This window comes from Actinomadura sp. RB99, from assembly GCF_014706005.1.
Taxonomy (GTDB): Bacteria; Actinomycetota; Actinomycetes; order Streptosporangiales; family Streptosporangiaceae; genus Spirillospora.
In genome coordinates this window covers 44202-63117 of record NZ_JABMCA010000061.1, presented here as the reverse complement: position 1 = coordinate 63117, position 18916 = coordinate 44202, and the positions used below count along the sequence as shown (strand labels likewise).

17 protein-coding genes are annotated in these 18916 nt (G+C 73.9%); 9 read left to right on the top strand and 8 right to left on the bottom strand.

Annotated elements, in window-relative coordinates; translation table 11 throughout:
* The first annotated feature begins 117 nt into the window (after positions 1-117).
* Positions 118-1461 (top strand): cytosine permease, encoded by a 1344-nt coding sequence (locus amrb99_RS37500; RefSeq protein ID WP_190865379.1) that lies wholly within the window; start codon positions 118-120, stop codon positions 1459-1461.
* 47 nt (positions 1462-1508) lie between these two features.
* Complete coding sequence (locus amrb99_RS37495) at positions 1509-2810, top strand: M20/M25/M40 family metallo-hydrolase (protein WP_190865377.1); 1302 nt, start codon at positions 1509-1511, stop codon at positions 2808-2810.
* A gap of 102 nt (positions 2811-2912) precedes the next feature.
* Here the strand turns inward: amrb99_RS37495 and amrb99_RS37490 are convergent, their stop codons facing one another.
* From amrb99_RS37490 to amrb99_RS37475, 4 genes are read right to left on the bottom strand one after another with little or no spacing between them, the layout of a single operon-like run.
* Positions 2913-3662 carry a sirohydrochlorin chelatase gene (locus amrb99_RS37490; RefSeq protein WP_190865393.1) on the bottom strand — a complete coding sequence of 250 codons (750 nt, stop codon included), beginning with the start codon at positions 3660-3662 and terminating at the stop codon, positions 2913-2915.
* An 8-nt stretch (positions 3663-3670) separates the two neighbouring features.
* Entirely contained in the window at positions 3671-4381 is a 711-nt protein-coding gene (locus amrb99_RS37485; RefSeq protein WP_190865375.1) for a phosphoadenylyl-sulfate reductase, read from the bottom strand.
* Complete coding sequence (locus amrb99_RS37480) at positions 4378-4539, bottom strand: hypothetical protein (protein WP_190865373.1); 162 nt, start codon at positions 4537-4539, stop codon at positions 4378-4380. Before amrb99_RS37480 ends, amrb99_RS37485 begins: the two co-directional genes overlap by 4 nt.
* A 13-nt stretch (positions 4540-4552) precedes the next feature.
* Positions 4553-6220: a nitrite/sulfite reductase gene (locus amrb99_RS37475; RefSeq protein WP_190865371.1), complete on the bottom strand. Its 1668-nt coding sequence runs from the start codon at positions 6218-6220 to the stop codon at positions 4553-4555.
* A 784-nt stretch (positions 6221-7004) separates the two neighbouring features.
* On the opposite strand from amrb99_RS37475, the gene amrb99_RS37470 reads away from it, so the two are divergent.
* The 3 genes from amrb99_RS37470 (at position 7005) to amrb99_RS37460 (ending at position 9965) form a co-directional block, all read left to right on the top strand.
* A complete protein-coding gene (locus tag amrb99_RS37470) occupies positions 7005-8117 on the top strand; it encodes a YhjD/YihY/BrkB family envelope integrity protein (protein ID WP_190865369.1) in 1113 nt (370 codons plus the stop codon).
* A 39-nt stretch (positions 8118-8156) separates the two neighbouring features.
* Positions 8157-9188 (top strand): aryldialkylphosphatase, encoded by a 1032-nt coding sequence (locus amrb99_RS37465; protein ID WP_190865367.1) that lies wholly within the window; start codon positions 8157-8159, stop codon positions 9186-9188.
* A 69-nt stretch (positions 9189-9257) separates the two neighbouring features.
* Positions 9258-9965 carry a phosphoribosyltransferase family protein gene (locus amrb99_RS37460; protein WP_190865365.1) on the top strand — a complete coding sequence of 236 codons (708 nt, stop codon included), beginning with the start codon at positions 9258-9260 and terminating at the stop codon, positions 9963-9965.
* Between the two features lie 220 nt (positions 9966-10185).
* Here the strand turns inward: amrb99_RS37460 and amrb99_RS37455 are convergent, their stop codons facing one another.
* The 4 genes from amrb99_RS37455 to amrb99_RS37440 all read right to left on the bottom strand — a co-directional run bounded on the left by amrb99_RS37455 (position 10186) and on the right by amrb99_RS37440 (position 13875).
* On the bottom strand, positions 10186-10482 hold the full coding sequence (locus amrb99_RS37455) for a WhiB family transcriptional regulator (protein ID WP_021600082.1): 297 nt from the start codon (positions 10480-10482) through the stop codon (positions 10186-10188).
* A gap of 185 nt (positions 10483-10667) precedes the next feature.
* Positions 10668-11570, bottom strand: a complete 903-nt coding sequence (locus amrb99_RS37450) for a sucrase ferredoxin (RefSeq protein WP_190865363.1) — start codon at positions 11568-11570, stop codon at positions 10668-10670.
* Positions 11571-11719: 149 nt separating this feature from the next.
* Positions 11720-13270: an FAD-dependent oxidoreductase gene (locus tag amrb99_RS37445; protein ID WP_190865361.1), complete on the bottom strand. Its 1551-nt coding sequence runs from the start codon at positions 13268-13270 to the stop codon at positions 11720-11722.
* Positions 13267-13875, bottom strand: a complete 609-nt coding sequence (locus amrb99_RS37440; protein ID WP_190865359.1) for a TetR/AcrR family transcriptional regulator — start codon at positions 13873-13875, stop codon at positions 13267-13269. The genes amrb99_RS37445 and amrb99_RS37440 overlap by 4 nt, the downstream gene beginning before the upstream one ends.
* 150 nt (positions 13876-14025) lie before the next feature.
* On the opposite strand from amrb99_RS37440, the gene amrb99_RS37435 reads away from it, so the two are divergent.
* From amrb99_RS37435 to amrb99_RS37420, 4 genes are all read left to right on the top strand, one after another.
* Positions 14026-15615 (top strand): FAD-binding oxidoreductase, encoded by a 1590-nt coding sequence (locus tag amrb99_RS37435; RefSeq protein ID WP_190865391.1) that lies wholly within the window; start codon positions 14026-14028, stop codon positions 15613-15615.
* Between the two features lie 5 nt (positions 15616-15620).
* Positions 15621-16511, top strand: a complete 891-nt coding sequence (locus tag amrb99_RS37430; protein WP_190865357.1) for a YegS/Rv2252/BmrU family lipid kinase — start codon at positions 15621-15623, stop codon at positions 16509-16511.
* 378 nt (positions 16512-16889) lie between these two features.
* Positions 16890-17288, top strand: coding sequence for a YccF domain-containing protein (locus amrb99_RS37425; RefSeq protein WP_190865355.1), 399 nt, complete (start codon positions 16890-16892; stop codon positions 17286-17288).
* Between the two features lie 109 nt (positions 17289-17397).
* Positions 17398-18912, top strand: a complete 1515-nt coding sequence (locus amrb99_RS37420) for a metallophosphoesterase (protein WP_241756290.1) — start codon at positions 17398-17400, stop codon at positions 18910-18912.
* Positions 18913-18916: the final 4 nt, after the last annotated feature.

Genomic DNA, 18916 nt, shown 5'->3' with positions numbered 1-18916 from the left:
GGCGGCGAAGCGTCCTGAACCACACCTTCGGCAGCCGCATGAAAGCCACACCCGGCACCCCTGGGCCAGCCAACCCTACGAACGGCTCGCTCAACCCGATCAAGAAGGTAGGGCCGCATGAAGCTCGGCAACGACGACTACGCGCTGAGCCGCGTCCCGCGCTCGCGCCGCTACGGCTTCGGCTCCATGCTGATGCAGTGGCTCGCCCAGTCCGGGTCGCTGTCGCAGTTCGTCCTCGGCGCGACCCTCGGCGTCGGCATGCGGTTCTGGGACGCGTTCTGGGCGTTCACGCTCGGCGCGGTGATCCTGGAGGTCGTCATCTTCGCGATCGGCGCCGCCGGGCAGCGCGAGGGCCTGTCGATGACGATGCTGACCCGCTTCGCCGGCTTCGGACGCAACGGGTCCGCGCTGGTCAGCCTGGTGATCGGGATCAGCCTGGTCGGCTGGTTCGGGGTGCAGAACGGCATCTTCGGCAGCAGCATGAGCCGGCTGGCCGGGGGACCGCCCTGGCTGTGGTGCGTGGTCGCCGGGATCGTGCTCACCCTGCTGGTGATGTACGGCTTCACGATCATGATCTGGGTGGCCCGGATCGCGGTGCCGCTGTTCTTCGGGCTCGTCGCCTGGAGCGTCGGCACCGAGCTGTCCCACCACTCGCTGTCGGAGCTGGTGAACGCCGCGCCGACCGGCGCGCACATCTCCATCCCGGCGGCGGCCACGATCATCGCGGGCGGCTACATGACCGGCGCGATCACCGCCCCGGACATGACCCGCTACAACCGCAGGCCCTGGCACGTGCTGCTGCAGAGCTCCTGCTCGATGATCCTCAGCGAGTACGTCGTGGGCATGACGGGCGTCATGCTCGGCCACGCCGCCGGCAGCAGCGACGTCACCGACATCGTGCTCAGCACGTCCGGCGTCGCCGGGCTGATCATCGTCGTGCTGGCCACGATGAAGATCAACGACTGGAACCTCTACGGGTCCTCGCTCGGCGTCGTCAACTTCGCCGGGACGGTCTTCGGGAAGCGGCTGCACCGCGGCGCCGTCACCGTCGTGATCGGCGTGGCGGGCACCGTCCTGTCCGCGGTCGGCTTCCTCGACCACTTCAAGGACTTCCTGTCCCTGCTCGGCGTGGCGATCCCGCCCATCGGCGGGATCATCGTCGCCGAGTACTGGATCGCCCGGCGGCGGCGCGGCGTGCTGGACGCCACCCGCCCGGCCGGGCGGCTGCCCGACCGGGTGCCCACCTGGATCCCCGGGTCACTGGCCGTGTGGCTCGCGGCGTTCTGCGTCGGCGAGTTCGTGGACTGGGGCATCCCCGCGCTGAACTCGCTGATCACCGCCATGGTGCTGTACGTCGCGCTGGCCTTCGCCGGGCTGATGCGGGCGACCGGCAGCGCCGAGATGGAGACCTCCGCGCCGTCCGCGGCGCCGCCCGCCGAGGCCGAGCCCGCCGTCTCCTGACCGGCGCGGGACGACGACGAAGCGGGACCAACGAAAGGGGAGAAGGCGTGGGGAACGCCGAGGACGAGGTCGCCGACCTCTGCCGGGACCTCATCCGGATCGACACCTCCAACCCGACGAGCGACGAGCGCAAGGCCGCCGAGTACGTGGCGGAGAAGCTCGAAGACGTCGGCGTCGAGGCGACGCTGCTGGAGTCCGCGCCGGGGCGGGCCAGCGTCATCGCCCGCATCCCGGGAGCGGACCCGGCACGGGCGTCGGACGCGCTGCTGCTGCACAGCCACCTCGACGTGGTCCCGGCGGACCCGTCGGAGTGGGCGGTGCACCCGTTCTCCGGGGAGATCACCGACGACGGCTACCTGTGGGGCCGCGGCGCGATCGACATGAAGGACACCGTGGCCGTGCACCTGGCGGCCGCGCGGCAGTTCGCGCGGACGGGGGAGCGGCCCGCCCGCGACCTCGTCCTCGCCTTCCTCGCCGACGAGGAGGCGGGCGGCGTGCACGGCAGCCGGTGGCTCGCCGAGGAGCACCGCGACCTGTTCGAGGGCGTCACCGAGGCGATCGGCGAGGGCGGCGGGTTCTCGTACCCGCTGGACGCCGCCCGCCGCCTCTACCCGATCGAGAACGCCCAGCGCGGTCAGGCGTGGCTGCGGCTCGTCGCCAAGGGGCGGGCGGGCCACGGCTCCTCGCCCAACGACCGGAACGCCGTGACGGCCCTCGCCGACACGCTCAGCCGCATCGGGCACCACACGTTCCCGGTGCACCTGATCGGCGCGGTGCGCGGCCTGCTGGAGACGGTCGCCGACCTGCGCGGCGTGCCGTTCAACCCCGACGACGTCGAGGGCAGCGTGGACCGCATGGGCGCCGACGTCCGCGACCTGGTCGAGGTGGTGCTGCGCAACTCCGCCAACCCGACCATGATGGAGGCGGGGTACCAGATCAACGTCATCCCGGGCCAGGCCACCGCCGGGGTCGACGGGCGGTTCCTGCCCGGCCAGGAGGAGGCGTTCCTCGCCGAGGTCGACGCGCTGCTCGCGCCCGGGGTGTCCCGCGAGTTCATCCACCGCGACATCGCGATGGAGACCCCCTACGAGGGGCGCCTGGTGGACGCGATGGGCGCGGCCCTGCGCGCCGAGGACCCGGACGGGTACCCGGCCCCGTACTGCAACCCGGGCGGCACCGACGCCAAGGCGTTCTCGCGGCTCGGCATCCGCTGCTACGGCTTCAAGGCCCTGAAGATGCCGCACGACCTGGACTACTCCCGCCTGTTCCACGGCGTGGACGAGCGCGTCCCGGTCGACGGCCTCGCCTTCGGCGTCCGGGTCATGGACCGGCTGCTGAAGTCCTGCTGACCCGCTGGAAGCCCGCTAGGCCCTGCCCGGTGCCGGGCGAGGCCTAGCAGGGCAGGGCCATGTCGAATGGCGGCGGCGGTCTGCGGCTCGGCGGCCGGTGCCTCAGACCGCGGTGGCGGTCCGGCCGCCGGCCGCGCGGGCGGCGGCCAGGGCCTCGTCGTAGCGGTGGACGACCAGCTCGGCGACCTCCGGCGCCGCGCCGAGGACGGGGGAGACGGCCCAGGCGCCCGCCTCCAGCGACTCGGCGCGGACCTTGTCCGCGAAGTAGCCCGGCGCGAGGAAGTAGGACGCGACCGCCACGCGGGGCGCGCCCGCGTCGCGGAGCGCCGCGACCGCCTCGGCGGGCGTCGGCCGGGACGCCGACGCGAACGCCGGGACGACGCCGCGCCACCCGCGCGAGCGCCACTCCCGGGCCAGCCGCCAGATCGTGGCGTTCGCGGCCGGGTCGGACGACCCCGCGGCGACCAGCACCACGGCGGTGTCGGGGTCGCCCGGCTCCACGCCCGCCTCCGACAGCCGGCGTTCCAGCGCGTCAGTCAGCAGCGGGTGCGGGCCGAGCGTCCGCGCGGTCCGCAGCGCCAGCCGGGGCCACCGCGCCCGCACCCGGTTCAGCACGCCCGGGAGGTCGGTCTTGCTGTGGTAGGCGGCCGTCAGCAGCAGCGGCAGCACGACCGCCTCGGCGGCGCCGTCCCCGGCCAGCGCGTCCAGCGCCCGGTCGGGCGCCGGCGGCGCGTGGTCGAGGAACGACGCCTGCACGGGCAGGCCGGGACGCAGCGCCCGGACGGCGCCGGCCAGCTCGGTGACGGTCGCGGCGGCGCGGGGGTCCCTGCTCCCGTGCGCCACCGCGACCATGGGGACGCTCACAGGTGGATGCCGCACTCGGTCTTGCCCATGCCGGCCCAGCGGCCGCTGCGCGGGTCCTCGCCGGGGGCGACGGGACGGGTGCACGGCTCGCAGCCGATCGAGGGGTAGTCGTCGTAGTGCAGCGGGTTGATGATGACCCCGTTGTCCTCGATGTAGTCGTCCATCTCCTCCTGCGACCAGTCGAGGATCGGGTTCACCTTGACCATGCCGCGCTTGCGGTCCCACTCGACCACGCGGCGGTTGCGGCGGCTGGCGGTCTCGTCCCGGCGGATCCCGCTGAACCAGGCCATGTAGCCCTCCAGCGCCCGGCCGAGCGGCTCCACCTTGCGCAGGTGGCAGCACAGGTCGGGGTTGCGGCCGTAGAGGCGGGGGCCGAGCGCGGCCTCCTGCTCCTCGACGGTGCGGGACGGCGTGACGTTGATGACGTTCACCGGGTAGATCGCCTCGACCGCGTCGCGGGTGCCGATCGTCTCGGCGAAGTGGTAGCCGGTGTCGACGAAGAGCACGTCGATGCCCGGCTTCACCTTCGACACCAGGTGGATCAGCGCGGCGTCGGACATGGACGAGGTGAGGCAGATGCGGTCGCCGAAGGTGGCGACGGCCCACCGGATGACCTCCAGGGTGGGCGCGCCCTCCAGCGCCGCGGCGGCCGATTCGACGATGTCCTCGAGGTCGAGGGTCGGTCTGTCGGTCTCCAGCAGGGTCACCGGGACTCCTTCGTCTGTCGGGCGGCTCGGACACCCAGGAACTTCAGCTGGAAGGAGCGGACGCAGGCGTTGCAGAACCACGCCCCGTGCTCCTCCAGGGGTTCGAGATCTTCGTCGCCGCAGTACGGGCAGTAGAACGGCGCGGCACGTTCGCTCATTCCGATCTGCCCGTTACTTGAGGTCGGCCTCGTCGGCGCGCCGCGCCCACTCGGCGAACGTCTCGCCTTCGGTGCGCTGCTCGTCGAACTTCCGGACGACCCGCTCGACGTAGTCGGTCAGCCCGGCCGACGTGGTCTTCAGCCCGCGGACCTTCTTGCCGAACGAGGCGCCGAGCTGGCCGCCGAGGTGGATCTGGAACCCCTCGACCTGGTCGCCGTTCTCGTCCACGACCAGCTGGCCCTTGAGCCCGATGTCGGCGACCTGGATGCGGGCGCAGGCGTTCGGGCAGCCGTTGACGTTGATCGTCAGCGGCTGATCGAAGTCCGGCAGGCGCTTCTCCAGCTCGTCCATCAGGTCCATGGCCCGCTGCTTGGTCTCGACGATCGCGAGCTTGCAGTACTCGATGCCGGTGCAGGCCATCGTCTGCCGCCGGAACGTGGAGGGCCGGACCTGGAGGTCGTGCTCGGCCAGCTCGTCGGCGAGCGCCTCGGTGTTCTCCTCCGGGACGTCGAGGATGACCATCTTCTGCTCGATGGTCGTGCGGACCCGTCCGGAGCCGTACCGGTCGGCCAGCTCCCCAATCACGCCGAGCAGCTCGCCGTTGACGCGGCCCACGCGCGGCGCGAACCCCACGTAGAAGTCGCCGTCCTTCTGGGGGTGGACGCCCACGTGGTCGCGCTGCGCGCGCGGCGCGGCGGGCTCGGGGCCGTCCGGCAGCGCGTACCCGAGGTAGTCCTTCTCCAGCACCTCGCGGAACTTCTCCGCGCCCCAGTCCTTCATCAGGAACTTCAGCCGGGCGCGGCTGCGCAGCCGCCGGTACCCGTAGTCGCGGAAGATCGAGGTGACGCCGTGCCAGACCGCGCTCGTCTGCTCGGGCTTCACGAAGACCCCGAGGCTCTGCGCGAACATCGGGTTGGTGGACAGCCCGCCGCCGACGTACAGCTGGTAGCCGGTCTCGCCCGCCTCGTTCACGACGCCGACGAACGCGATGTCGTTGATCTCGTGGACGGTGCAGTGCGCGGTGCAGCCCGACATCGCCGTCTTGAACTTGCGCGGCAGGTTGGAGAACTCGGGCGAGCCGATGTACCGGTCGTGGATCTCGCGCAGGTCCCGGGTCGCGTCGATCACCTCGTCGGCCGCGATGCCGGCCAGCGGGCAGCCGATGATGGTGCGCGGCACGTCCCCGCACGCCTCCATCGTGTGCAGCCCGACCGCCTCCAGCGCCTCCCAGATCGCCGGGACGTCCTCGATCCGCACCCAGTGCAGCTGGACGTTCTGCCGGTCGGTGATGTCGGCGGTGCCCCGCGCGTACCGGGTGGAGATGTCGGCGATGGTGCGCAGCTGCGGCCCGCTGAGCTGGCCGCCGTCGATGCGCACCCGCATCATGAAGTACTTGTCCTCGAGCTCCTCGTCCTCGAGGGCCCCGGTCTTGCCGCCGTCGATGCCGGGCTTGCGCTGCGTGTACAGCCCCATCCAGCGGAACCGGCCGCGCAGGTCGGCGGGGTCGATCGAGTCGAAACCGGTCTTGGAGTAGACGTCGATGATCCGGCGGCGGACGTTCAGCCCGTCGTCGTTCTTCTTGTTCTCCTCGTTCTTGTTGAGCGGTTCCCGGTAGCCGAGGGCCCACTGGCCCTCGCCCTTCTTGCGCTTGATCGCGGGTGGCACGGCGCGCGTCCTCATCTGTGGTGGTGAGGGACGCGTAGCGCACCGGCGCTCTGAGGCAGCCGGCTCGACGCTGAGCAGGATGAAGTCAAAGGTGACGCCGATGCACCACGCGCCCGGCTGAGCAAGGGGGCGTGGTCTGGGGCGTCAGCGACAGATCGCGCTGCGGACGCGGAGGAAGTCGACGTGCCGGCGCTTGGCCAGCAGCGGGTCCGCAGCAGTCATGCTCAAACTGTGACACGCCGTCTCGCGGGCTGTCCAGTGACGTCCGGAATGTGAACGAGTGAGAAGTGTCATCCTTGACGCTTCCAGTTCACGGGCGGTTCGGCGCCCTGCGCCCGCTCCCCGGACGGCGCGGTCCCCCCGGCGGGCCCGGACGGCTCCGACGGCGTCGCGGGCGCGGCCTTGTGCTGGCAGTCGCACCACGAGCCGCCACGGCACTCCCCGTGGTGGCGTTCTCGGCAGGACTGGCAGATCACCCCTTCATTGTCACCGATGGGCATCGATGCTCGCGCACCCGGCCGCGTGGGCGCGGTGCCCGTGCGCGCCGGCGGCCCACGCCCTACGGTTGGGCGGTGTGACCACCGTCTCGGACGCCGGCGGCGACTCCCCGGCCAGGGACGACGGTGCCCCTCCCGCCGACATGGGAGGCGCCGTCGGCCCGGCCGCCGCATCCCCGGGCTGCGTGCCCCCGGCGCGGAAGGGGTCGCCCGGTGCGTCGTCCAAGCGCGCGCGGGCGGACCGGAACCCCGATGACGGGGCCTCCGATCATGGGGCATCGGATCACGGGCATACCGCTCTCGTGCGTTCCGACCACGCCCCGCGCCGCGCCGCGGGCCCGGCCGCGCGCGTCCGCAGGGCGGCGGCGCGCGTCCGGGCCGCCGCCGGCCGTGTCCGCACGGCGTTCTGCGCCGCGCTGGGCGTCCTCGCGCGCTCCGGCGGCCCGGTGGGGTGGCGGCTGGTCAGGGGGACGGCGGTCGGGGCGTTCCGCTACCGGGTGACCGGGCTCGCCGCCGAGATCGCGTTCTTCGCGCTGCTGTCGCTGCCGCCGCTGGCCCTCGGGCTGATCGGCACCATGGGCCACTTCCACAGCGTGATCAGCAAGGAGACCGTCGAGGACATCCGCAACAGGGCCATCGAGCACGCCCAGACCGTGCTGACGCCCAACGCGGTGAACACGGTCGTCAGGCCGCTGCTGGACGACGTGATCAAGGGCGGCAGCCCCGACATCGTGTCGATCGGCTTCGTGCTGTCGCTGTGGGCGGGCTCGCGCGCGGTCAACGTCTGCATCGACACGATCACGATCGCCTACGGGCTGTCGGGCATCCGCGGCGTCATCCGCACCCGGACGCGCGCGTTCATCCTGTACGTCCTCGGCCTCATCGTGGGGCTGGTGGTCGCCCCGCTGCTGGTGGCCGGGCCGACGCTGGCGCGGCAGGCGGTGCCCGAGAGCGCCACGGTCGTGCAGGTGCTGTACTGGCCGGTCCTGGTGGGCCTGTCGGTGCTCTCCCTGGCGCTGCTGTACCACATGAGCGTCCCGGTGCGCACGGCCTGGTGGCGGGAGGTGCCGGGCGCGGTGCTGGCGCTGCTGATCTGGGTCGTCGGCAGCCTGGTCCTGCGGATCTACCTGAGCGGGTCGCTGAGCGGGGTGTCGGTGTACGGCTCGCTGGCCGCCGCGATCGCCGTGCTGGCGTGGCTGTACGTGGCGGCCATCGCGGTGCTGATCGGCGCCACGCTGAACGCCGAGATCGACCGGCTGTGGCCCAGCGCGGACACGGCCCGGGCGCGGGCCCTGGGGGAGGCGTCCCGCGGGCAGGGGCCGGGCGCGACCGCCGCCACGGCCGTGCCCGCGCCGGACGAGGACGCGAGCGGCGCCGGCGGCGCCGGGACGAATGGTAAAAACTGCAACGAATAAGGCTCTGAAAAGGCCAAACATGTCGTAGCCTCGCTTTCCATGACCCCCCGAGAGGACACCGGCCGGCTCCGGACCGTGACCGGCACGATCGCGACGTCCGACATCACCGGCCCGGTGCTCTCCCACGAGCACCTGGGGATGGACCTGCGCTGGCCGGCCCGGCCGCAGCAGGTGGCGTCCGACCCGGGGCGCTGGCTGGACGAGGAGAAGGGCGTCCAGCGCGAGCTGAACGAGCTGCGCAAGGAGCGCGGGCTCGGCCTCGTCGTCGACCTGACCTGCTCGGGCATGGGGCGCAACGCCGCCGCGCTGGCCCGCGTCAGCGCCGGCTCCCGGGTCGCGGTGGTCGCCGGGACGGGCGTGTTCACCGAGCCGTTCCACCCCGCGTTCGTCCGCGAGGCCCTCGCCGCCGGCCCCGGCGCGCGTCATTCTGGGGGGACGACCCCCCAGGCCCCCCGGCAAGAGCTGGAAGGCCAGTCGGGCGTGGACCGGCTGGCCGAGCGGCTGCTCGCCGAGATCGGCTTCGGGATGGACGGCACCAACGCGCTGCCCGGCGTGATCGGCGAGATCGGCACCTGGGGCGAGGCGCCGACCGAGGCCGAGGAGCTGTGCCTGCGGGCCGCCGCCCGCGCCGCCCGCTACTCGGGCCTGTCGGTGGCGACCTACGGCCGCGCCGGCCTGGCCCAGCTGGAGATCCTCACCGCCGCGGGGCTGCCCGCCGACCGCGTCGCCGTCGGCCAGCAGGACCGGGTGGACGACCCCGGCCAGCACCGCAAGATCGCCGAGTCCGGCGCGTACGTGTCGTTCGGCACGCTCGGCCTGGCGGGCGAGGACCACGCGGCGATCGGGGCCCGCGTGCGCGCGGTCATGGACCTGATGGAGGCCGGGCACGCCGACCGGGTGCTCCTGAGCACCGGCGTCTCGCGGATGGAGCAGATCGTCCGGTACGGCGGCAGCGGCTACGGCTACCTGTTCGACACCTTCCTGCCCGCGCTGCGCGCCGCCGGCGCCGACGACGCGACCCTCGACGCGGTCCTGCGGGACAACCCGCTGCGCTGGCTCACCGCGGGCTGAATCCCGGCGCGCCCGGCGGGTAGGGCTCTCCCAGGAGCTCTTCCGCGACCCCGGGAGGGGGTGCGCCGAATGTCTTGGAACAGAACGGCGAAGCGGGCGGCGGCGCCGGACGAGACCGTCCCGCTGCCCTACGCCGACCGCGCGGAGGCGGGCCGGGTGCTCGCCGCGCGGCTCGCTCCGATGGGCCTGGACGGCGCCGTGGTGCTCGCACTGCCCCGGGGCGGCGTCCCGGTGGGGTTCGAGGTCGCGCGGCGCCTGCGGTCGCCTCTGGACGTCCTGGTGACCCGCAAGATCGGGTTTCCGCCGCAGCCGGAGCTCGGCGTGGGCGCGATCGCCGAGGGCGGCGAGCCGGTGTTCGACCGCGGCCTGCTGGACCGGCTCGGCCTCACCGAGGACGACATGGCCGCGACGGTGCGCGCCGAGCGCGCCGAGCTGGAGCGGCGGGTGACGGCCTACCGCGGCGGCCGGGGCCTGCCGGACGTCGCCGGACGCGCCGCGGTCGTCGTGGACGACGGCCTCGCCACCGGCGGGACCGCGCGCGCGGCCGTGCGGGCGTTGCGGGGGCGCGGGCCGTCCCGGCTGGTCCTGGCGGTGCCGGTGGGCGCCGAGGACACCGTGCGGTCGCTGGAGGCCGAGGTGGACGACCTGGTGGTGCCCGCGGCGCCCTGGGACTTCCGCGCGGTCGGCCAGTGGTACCGCGACTTCGACCAGCTGACCGACCGGGACGTGACCGGGTGGCTGGAGCGCGCCGGAAATGGGCGCGGCGAATTCGGGTGAAAAAGCCACACGGAAGCGCCGGCTGCGGTAAAGGCGGCCGGGAAATCCGCGCGGGCCGCAACACAGATGTGACGCACATGTGACGAACGAACGCGCCAGGGCCCGGCCATGGCGGCCGGGTCCTGGGCAACGCAAACGGCCCCGCGGGGCGGGGCCGTGTCGTTTTTCGGTGGCGTGCCGGGGTGCGCGCTGGGAGCGGTTCTGGCGTGCCGTGCGACGGTCAGGCCGCGTTGGCGCGGCGCATGCGACGGCGGCGCTCGGAGGCGCGCTCGTCCTCGTTCAGACCGCCCCACGTGCCGTACTTCTCGGGCCGGGACACGGCGTAGTCCAGGCATTCCGTGCGGACCGGGCAGCCCATGCAGATCTGCTTGGCCTTGCGCTCGCGGATCTCACGCTCGGGCTGGCGCTCGCCGTCGGGGCCGAAGAAGAGCACGAGGTCTTCCCCCCGGCACGCCGCGGCGTCCTGCCAGCCCCAGCTGGGACGAGGGAGGTTTGCCTGCCGACGTACCTGAGCCATGGAACACCCACCTTGATTGGTTTCGAACAATTTCGGGACATGGACGCATCGACGTGCTTCGGGTGACATGAGTCAGAAGCGCCGAAAGTTCCAACGTCTGGAGTTGCCGCTCTGTTCCCCGTCCGGTTACTCCGGAAACCTGGGGCCGTGCGACAGGGAGACCCTCGAATGGGGCCTTCGAGAGATTACACGAGGGCGGCCGCGTTGAGAAGGGTGAGTTCCGTAACAGCGTAGGTTCTCAGGTTCTCGCCGCACGCCGGCCCGCACGCGGGCTGCTCGACGGCCTCCAGGATGACCCGGTAACGGCTCTCCTGAACGGTGACGACCGCTTCGTAGCGGGATGTCCCTGTGACCGACTCCACGGTCACGGTGTCCAGTTCGAGGCGCCCGGTGTGCGCGCGGACGAAGTGCTCCGCGGCCTGCGCGGGCTCGGGCCGCCCGGCCCGGCCGCGCAGCCGGTCGAGCACGACCTCGCCGCGCAGATAGGCGTCGATCGCGGCCACGGCCTGGGTCTCGCCGAGGTCGCCGTAATAGATCCCGTGAGGAAGACATACAAGGTTCGCTGCGAATCGGTCACCACCGACGTGGGTGGTTTCCCAGACAAGGCGGTCAAAACGTCCGGCGAGGGATCGGGCCAGCGGGGCGCCCGTCCGCGCGCAGCAGGCGTTGTGCCGGCCGTGCGCGCAGACCAGCAGGACGGGGTCCGCCTGCCGCTCGCCGAGCCCCGGCGACCGGCCCGAGGCGAGCGCGTGCAGGTCCAGCGCGGCCAGCTCCCGCGGATCGGCCAGTTCCCGGCCCTCGATCCACGCCTCGCGGCCGTACGAGAACCCCGCGTAGACCTGGACGGGCGGCGTCGCGCGGCGCCGCCCCGGCCGCCGGATGAGCTGCGGCCGCACGCCGGCCGCCTGCGCGGCCCGCACGGCCTCGGCGACCGGGTCCGGCCCGGCCAGGTCGGCCACCCGCTCGGGCCAGGGGCCCGGGTGCTCGATCAGCAGCCAGGAGCGCGCCTTGGCGGTCGCGCTCGCCAGGCACGGCCGCTCGCCGGTGTGGCTTCCCGGGCAGTGCCCGCAGCCCTTCCCGCGCGTCAAATGAGTCCCCCCGGCCGTACGGTCGCGATCATCGATGATTAGGTAAGGGTAACCTAAGCTTCGCCGGTCGCACCAGCGGGGTCCCCGGAACACCAGTCTAAATGAGGGGGTATCGGGGCCTTTAGGGGCGTCTGTCGGATGCCGGGATCTCAGTGCAGCGCGGTGCGGGGGAGGAGCGACTCCGCCGCCGGCAGGGCGGCGGCGCGGTCCGCGGCCACCAGGCCGACGCGGGTGCGCCGGTCCAGCAGGTCCCCGGCGTCCAGGGCGCCCTCGTGCAGCGCCCCCCACGCCAGCTCCACGCCGAGCACCGGCAGCCCGGGCACGACCGGCTCCAGCAGCGCCGGGTCGTCCCTCCCCAGCGCGGCCAGCAGCGGCGCCTCCGTCCCGTAGCGCTGGACGAGGCGGCGCGGCGCGTCCAGCGCGTCCAGCCGGTCCCGCGGCGCCGCGCCGACCAGCGGCAGCGACGCGGTGCGGCTCGGCCCCGCGGCCAAGCCGCGGCCCGCGACGACCGCGTCCACGGCGTCCTGCGCCATCCGCCGGTACGTCGTCAGCTTCCCGCCGACGATCGTCACCACGCCGTCCCGCGAGGTCAGCACGGCGTGCCGGCGGGACAGGTCCGCGGTGGCCCCGTCGCCGCCGTCCAGCAGCGGGCGGAGCCCGGCGAACGCCCCCAGCACCTCCGCGCGCCGCACCGGCACGTCCAGCGCCGACCCGAGGATGTCCAGCAGGAAGCCGATCTCGCCGGGCGTTGGCTCCGGCACGTCGGGGATCGGGCCGTCCGCCGGCTCGTCGGTCAGCCCCACGTAGACGCGGCCGTCGCCCTGCGGGATCACCAGCATGAACCGGCTGGTCGCGCCCGGGATCGGCACGTGCATCCCGGCGGCGAGGCCGCCCAGCGCCTCCGCGCGCAGCACCAGGTGCGTCCCCCGGGACGGGCGCAGCCGCACCCCGTCCACCAGCCCGCCCGCCCAGACGCCCGCCGCGTTGACCACCGCGCGGGCCCGGACGGCGATCTCCCGGCCGGTGAGCTCGTCGCGGACGAGCGCGCCGGAGCCGGTCAGCTCGACCGCCCGGCAGCGGGTCAGGATCCGGGCGCCGTGCGCGGCGGCGGTCCGGGCGACGGCCGTGACCAGGCGGGCGTCGTCGGCGAGCTGCCCGTCCCAGGACAGCAGGCCGCCGCGCAGCCCGTACGGGCGCAGCGCGGGCGCGAGCCGCAGCGTCTCCACCGGCGACAGCCGGCGCGGGCCGGGCAGCACCGAGCGGGGGGTGCGGGCGGCCAGCCGGAGCGCGTCCCCGGCCAGCAGCCCCGCCCGCGACACCGCCGCCTGCGACCGCGACACCAGCGGCGTCAGCGGCAGCACGAACGGCAGGGCGCGCACCAGGTGCGGGGCGGTCCGGCACATCAGCACGCCGCGCTCGACGGCGCTCTCGTGCGCCACGTCCACCTGCCCGGACGCGAGGTAGCGCAGGCCGCCGTGGATCAGCTTGGAGCTCCACCGGGACGTGCCGAAGGCCAGGTCGTGCGCGTCGATGGCGGCGACCGACAGGCCCCGGGACGCGGCGTCCAGCGCGGCGCCGGCGCCGGTCGCGCCGAGCCCGACGACCAGGACGTCCACGACCTCGTCGGGGAGGGCGGCGAGCTCGCGCTCGCGGCGGGCGGCGGTGAGCGACGCCGAGGGCGGCGCGGCGGCGGAGGTCACGGCGAGAGCATCCTCTCCAGGATGTGCCGGAGTTCGGCGTCGAAGGCGTCGGAGCGGAGCTCGGGGTCGGTCTCGTCGATCACGATCTGCGCGGACAGCCCGAAGGACTGCACGACCAGCAGCAGCGCGCGCGCCTGCCGGCCGGGGTGGTCCACGCGGATGGTCCCGTCGGCGTGCCCGGCGGCGAGCGCCTCCTCGAAGATCTCGAGGAAGGCCTGCTGGCTGGCGCCGCAGCGGTCCAGCAGGTAGGGCAGCAGCGCCTCCGGGTCGACCTCGACGATCTTGCGGAGCAGCGGGTGGTCGCGGAACATGCGGACGCCGGTGACCAGGCCGTCCACCAGCAGGGGCCGGACCGGGCGGCCGTCCTCGGCGGGCCGCATCGCGGTGCCGATCGCGGTCCACTCGCGGGTCATCAGGTCGGCCACGATCGTGCGGACGTCCGGCCAGCGGCGGTACAGCGTCATGCGGGAGACCCCGGCGCGGCGCGCGATGTCGGTCAGCGTGGTGCGGCGCACCCCGACCGCCAGCACGCAGTCGCGGGCGGCGTCCAGCACCGCGTCGTCGGCGGTTCGGGCCGCCGTCCTGTTGTGACGATTCGACGTCATGTGTCACAGTGTAAGCCCACGCGACGGGCGGACGGGAACACAGGCGGACGGAACACGGTGCCGGGAGCGGCCCGGTGAAGGGGAGGCGCCTTGACTACCAGCACTGGGACGGCGGGCACGGAAACGGCCGGCACCGGGCGGAGGCGGGACATGCTGTGGAGCGGCTGGGGCGACCCCGCCCAGGCCGCGCCGCTGCCGGAGCCGATCGTCGGGCTCCTGCGCGACCTGCTCGGCGTGAAGACCGGCGACGCGGCCCCCGTCGCCCTCGACGCGATCGAGGTCGCCGCCCCCCGGCTCGGCGAGGACGCCCTCGCCGCGCTCGCCGCGGCGGTCGGCGCGGAGCACGTCCGCACCGACGCCGAGTCCCGCGTCCGGCACACCCGCGGCAAGTCGACCCCCGACCTGGTGCGCATCCGCGCCGGCGAGACCTCGGACGCGCCCGACGCCGTCGTGCTGCCCGGCTCCCACGACGAGGTCCTCGCGGTGCTGCGGGCCTGCGCGGAGCGGCGCGTCGCGGTCGTCCCGTTCGGCGGTGGCACCTCGGTCGTCGGGGGGCTGGCCCCCGAGGGGGTGGACGCGTTCGTCGCCCTCGACCTGCGCCGGATGGACGCCCTGGTCGCCCTCGACGAGGTGTCCCGGACGGCCGTCCTGCAGCCGGGCATGCTCGCCCCGCGGGCCGAGGAGCTCCTGGGCGAGCGCGGCTACACGCTCGGGCACTTCCCGCAGTCGTTCGAGTGGGCGACGATCGGCGGGTTCGCCGCCGCCCGTTCCAGCGGGCAGGCCTCCGCCGGGTACGGCCGGTTCGACGACATGGTCACCGGCCTCACCGTCGCCACGCCGGAGGGCACCCTGGAGCTCGGCCGGGCGCCGAAGTCGGCCGCCGGGCCGGACCTGCGCCAGCTCGTCCTCGGCTCCGAGGGCGCGTTCGGCGTGATCACCTCGGTGACCGTGCGGATCCGGCCCGTCCCGCCGGAGCGGGCGTACGAGGGCTGGCGGTTCGCGTCGTTCGCCGACGGCGCCGCCGCGCTGCGCCGCCTCGCCCAGGACGGCCCGCTCCCCGTGGTGCTGCGGCTGTCCGACGAGACCGAGACCATGATCGGGCTCGCCGACCCGGCCGCCATCGGCGGCGGCTCGGCCGCCGCCGGATGCCTCGCCGTCCTCGGCTACGAGGGCACCGCCGGGGAGATCGCCGAACGCCGGGCCCGGACCGCCGCCGCGCTGCGGGAGGCGGGCGGCGAGCCGCTCGGCGCCGGACCGGGGGAGAAGTGGCGGCACGGCCGCTTCAGCGCCCCCTACCTGCGCGACGCGCTCCTCGACGTCGGCGCGTTCGCCGAGACGCTGGAGACGGCGGCGTTCTGGAGCGACGTCCCGAAGCTGTACGAGGCCGTCCGCCGCGCGCTGATCGGCACGCTGTCCGGGGCCGGCACGCCGCCGCTGGTCATGTGCCACATCTCGCACGTCTACCCGGCGGGCGCCTCGCTGTACTTCACGGTCGTCTCCGCGCAGGGCGACGATCCCGTGGCGCACTGGGACGGCGCGAAGCGGGCCGCCTCCGACGCGATCATCGACGCGGGCGGGACGATCAGCCATCATCACGGCGTGGGCACCGACCACCGCGACTGGTACGCCCGGGAGATCGGCCCGCTCGGCGCCGCGATCCTGCGGGCCGTGAAGGACCGCCTCGACCCGGCCGGGATCCTCAACCCCGGCGTCCTCGTCCCACCGGCCGCCGGGAAGTAGCCGCCATGACCACCCCCCGCGTCTTCACCGCGATCGTCAACCCGGCCGCCGGCGGATCGGCGTCCGCGTCCTCGCTGATCCCGCTCGCCCGGCTGCTGCGCGAGGCCGGCGCGGAGGTCGCCGTCGAGTACAGCCGCGGCCTGGACCACGCGCGCACCGTCGCCCGCCACGCCGCCGAGGCCGGCCGCGTGGTGCTCGGCGTCGGCGGCGACGGCATGATCGGCTGCGTCGGCGGCGCGCTCGCCGGCACCGGCGCCGTCTTCGGCATCGTGCCCGCCGGGCGCGGCAACGACTTCGCCCGCCAGCTCGGCGTCCCGGCCGACCCGGAGCGGCTCGCCCCGCTGCTGCTGGACGGGGAGCCCCGCGCGGTCGACGCGATCGAGGCCAACGGCACCCCCGTGCTCGGCAGCGTCTACGCGGGCGTGGACGCCGTCGCCAACGCCAACGCCAACAAGACCCGGCTGCTGCGCGGGTCGGCGGCCTACTACGTCGGGGCGCTGCGCGCGATCGCCTCCTGGCGCGCGGCCGACTACCGGGTGATCGTGGACGGCGAGGAGCACCGCCGCGAGGGCTACACCGTCGTCGCCGCGAACTCCGGCTACTACGGGTTCGGCAAGCACGTCGCGCCGGACGCCCGCGTGGACGACGGCCTGCTCGACGTGGTGCTCGTCCGCAACGCGTCCCGGCTGCTGTTCTTCGCGGTGATGCGGGAGCTGGAGGCCGGCACGCACGTCCGGCGGCCCCAGGTGGAGGTGCTGCGCGGCCGCGAGGTGCGGATCGAGCTGGCCGGGCCGCCCGGCCGGACGCTGCCCTACGGCGCGGACGGGGAGCTGCCGGGCGTGCTCCCGGTGACCGCGAAGGTGATGCCGGGGGCGCTCCGCGTCCTCGCCCCGTAGAACGGCGATTCCGGGCCGCCGAAAGGGCGTCCGACCTGCGCGGACGCCTGATCCACGGTTTTTGGACCCTCGTTTGGGGCGGTTTACACACCCATTACGGCCCTCCGTATAGCGTCAATTACGTCCCGCTTTCGGGACCTTGGGGTCGTCTGTGGAGGCATCATGAGAAGGCGATCGCTCGCCGTTCTGGGGGGACTCATGATGGCCGCAGGCGCCCTCCGCGTGGTGGCGCCGGCGTCTCTGGGGGTGGCGCCGGCGCCCACCACGGTCCGGTTCCGGCTCGGTCCGGTTCGCCCGGTGCCGATCCGGAGCCTCACCGCCGGACGCGCCCCGGCGCGCCCCGTTCCCGCGCGGACGGTCCGAGCCTAGGCTGAGCCGGTGCGCACCCTCCTCAATCTGATCTGGCTCGTGTTCTCGGGCCTCTGGCTGGCGATCGGGTACGCGATCGCCGGCGTCATCTGCTGCGTGCTCATCATCACGATCCCCTTCGGCATCGCCGCGTTCCGGATCGCGATGTACACGCTCTGGCCGTTCGGCTACACCGTGGCGCGCCGCCGCGACGCCGGCGCGGGCTCGGCGATCGGGAACGTCATCTGGGTGATCGTGGCGGGCTGGTGGCTCGCCCTCGGCCACCTGTTCACCGGGATCGCGCTCTGCGTCACGATCATCGGCATCCCGTTCGGCATCGCCAACTTCAAGCTGATCCCGGTCTCGCTGCTGCCCCTCGGCCGCGAGATCGTCCCGTCCGGCGACCCCCGCTCCTTCGGCGCCGCCTGAACGACCCCTCCGAGCGACACGCCGTCTCTCCACGGCGATGTCGCTTGACGCCCCAGATCGCCTCCGGACAGGCTGGGAGCACCCCCCTTCACCCCCGCCGGAGGCCCCCTTGTGCGCCGAGCAAGCCGCCGCCCCCGAGAACTCCCGCGCGTCCGAGGCGGGCGCCGGCTGGGCGTGCCGCAAGCCGGGCACGTTCCGCGATCTGCTGCCCGAGCACGTCCCCGACTTCTCCTGGCGCCGCCCGAAGGTGCTGTGGCGGTCCCGCAACGACGTGGTCGCGCGGCTGTTCGGCGACCCGTCCAACGCGATCCGCCGCCGGGCCGTGGCCGCCCTCCGGGAACGCGGGACCCCCGCGGCGTTCACCGTCCACCGCCCGGAAGAGGAGTTCTCCTTCACCCTCCTGGGCGACACGGGCGAGGGCGACCGGTCGCAGTACGCCGTGGTGCCGCCGCTGCTGCACGCGGCCGCGGGCACCGACTTCATGGTGGTCGCGAGCGACGTCATCTACCCCACCGGCGACGCGGGCGACTACCCCGAGAAGTTCTACCGGCCCTACCGGGACTATCCCGCGCCCATCTACGCCGTCCCGGGCAACCACGACTGGTACGACGGGCTCCGCGGGTTCCTGCACGTGTTCTGCGGCCTGGACGCGGACTGCTCGCCCCACTGGCGGGGGCCGCTGTCGTTCATCCCGCGCCTGTTCTGGCGGCACTCGGGGAAGGTCGACCGGCGCGCGCTCGCGGAGGCCCGGTCCCTGTACCGCGGCGCGCCGGACCAGCAGGCCGTCCAGCCCGGACCGTACTGGGCGATCGACACGCCGTCGCTGCGCATCATCGGCATCGACACCGGGATCACCGGCGGCATCGACCGCGAGCAGGGCGAATGGCTGCGCGGGGTCTCCGCGGGCCCCAAGCCGAAGATGCTGGTCACGGGCAAGCCGCTGTACGTGGACGATGAGCACCACCCGGGGCCCATCGAGGGCGGAGGGACGGTCGACGAGATCGTCCGCGACCCGGCGCACAACTACGTGCTCGCGGTCGGCGGCGACATCCACAACTACCAGCGCTACCCGGTGAAGGTGGACGCGACCGGGCGCGTCATCCAGTACGTGGTGTCGGGCGGCGGCGGGGCGTTCATGCACGCGACGCACACGATCCCGCGCGCCCGGGTGGTGGAGGAGAAGGACTTCCGCTGCTACCCGCTGCGGGGCGACTCGCTGTCGCGCTACAGCCAGCTGTACGGGCGGTGGACCCGGATGCCGGGGCTGTTCGACCTCACGCCGGAGGAGGCCACGGCCGTCATCCGGTCGCGGGTGGGGATCGAGCCGGGACGCGCCTACGACGGGCTCCAGCCGTCCCGCCGCGCCCGGTTCGTCGCGTTCGTCCTGGGCGTTCCGCGGGGCGTCCGGCGCCGCTCCCGCTTCCTGCGGCTGCCGGTGCGCCGGATGCCGCAGCGGTTCCGCTCGGAGATGGCCGACTGGGACAGCCCGCCGTTCTTCAAGAGCTTCCTGCGGCTGGACGTGACCGCGTCGGAGCTCCGGGTCCGCTGCTACGCCGCGACCGGCTGCGGTGACCACGAGGCGGCGCCGCCGATCGAGGACGAGGTGACGATCCCGCTCCGGTGAGGCG

Bases quoted from the DNA above. Each gene is read 5' to 3' on its own strand.
- amrb99_RS37500 (WP_190865379.1), top strand. From the start codon at position 118: ATGAAGCTCGGCAACGACGACTACGCGCTGAGCCGCGTCCCGCGCTCG.
- amrb99_RS37490 (WP_190865393.1), bottom strand. From the start codon at position 3,662: ATGGTCGCGGTGGCGCACGGGAGCAGGGACCCCCGCGCCGCCGCGACC.
- amrb99_RS37480 (WP_190865373.1), bottom strand. From the start codon at position 4,539: ATGAGCGAACGTGCCGCGCCGTTCTACTGCCCGTACTGCGGCGACGAA.
- amrb99_RS37475 (WP_190865371.1), bottom strand. From the start codon at position 6,220: ATGAGGACGCGCGCCGTGCCACCCGCGATCAAGCGCAAGAAGGGCGAG.
- amrb99_RS37465 (WP_190865367.1), top strand. From the start codon at position 8,157: ATGACCCCCCGAGAGGACACCGGCCGGCTCCGGACCGTGACCGGCACG.
- amrb99_RS37460 (WP_190865365.1), top strand. From the start codon at position 9,258: ATGTCTTGGAACAGAACGGCGAAGCGGGCGGCGGCGCCGGACGAGACC.
- amrb99_RS37455 (WP_021600082.1), bottom strand. From the start codon at position 10,482: ATGGCTCAGGTACGTCGGCAGGCAAACCTCCCTCGTCCCAGCTGGGGC.
- amrb99_RS37440 (WP_190865359.1), bottom strand. From the start codon at position 13,875: ATGACGTCGAATCGTCACAACAGGACGGCGGCCCGAACCGCCGACGAC.
- amrb99_RS37435 (WP_190865391.1), top strand. From the start codon at position 14,026: ATGCTGTGGAGCGGCTGGGGCGACCCCGCCCAGGCCGCGCCGCTGCCG.
- amrb99_RS37430 (WP_190865357.1), top strand. From the start codon at position 15,621: ATGACCACCCCCCGCGTCTTCACCGCGATCGTCAACCCGGCCGCCGGC.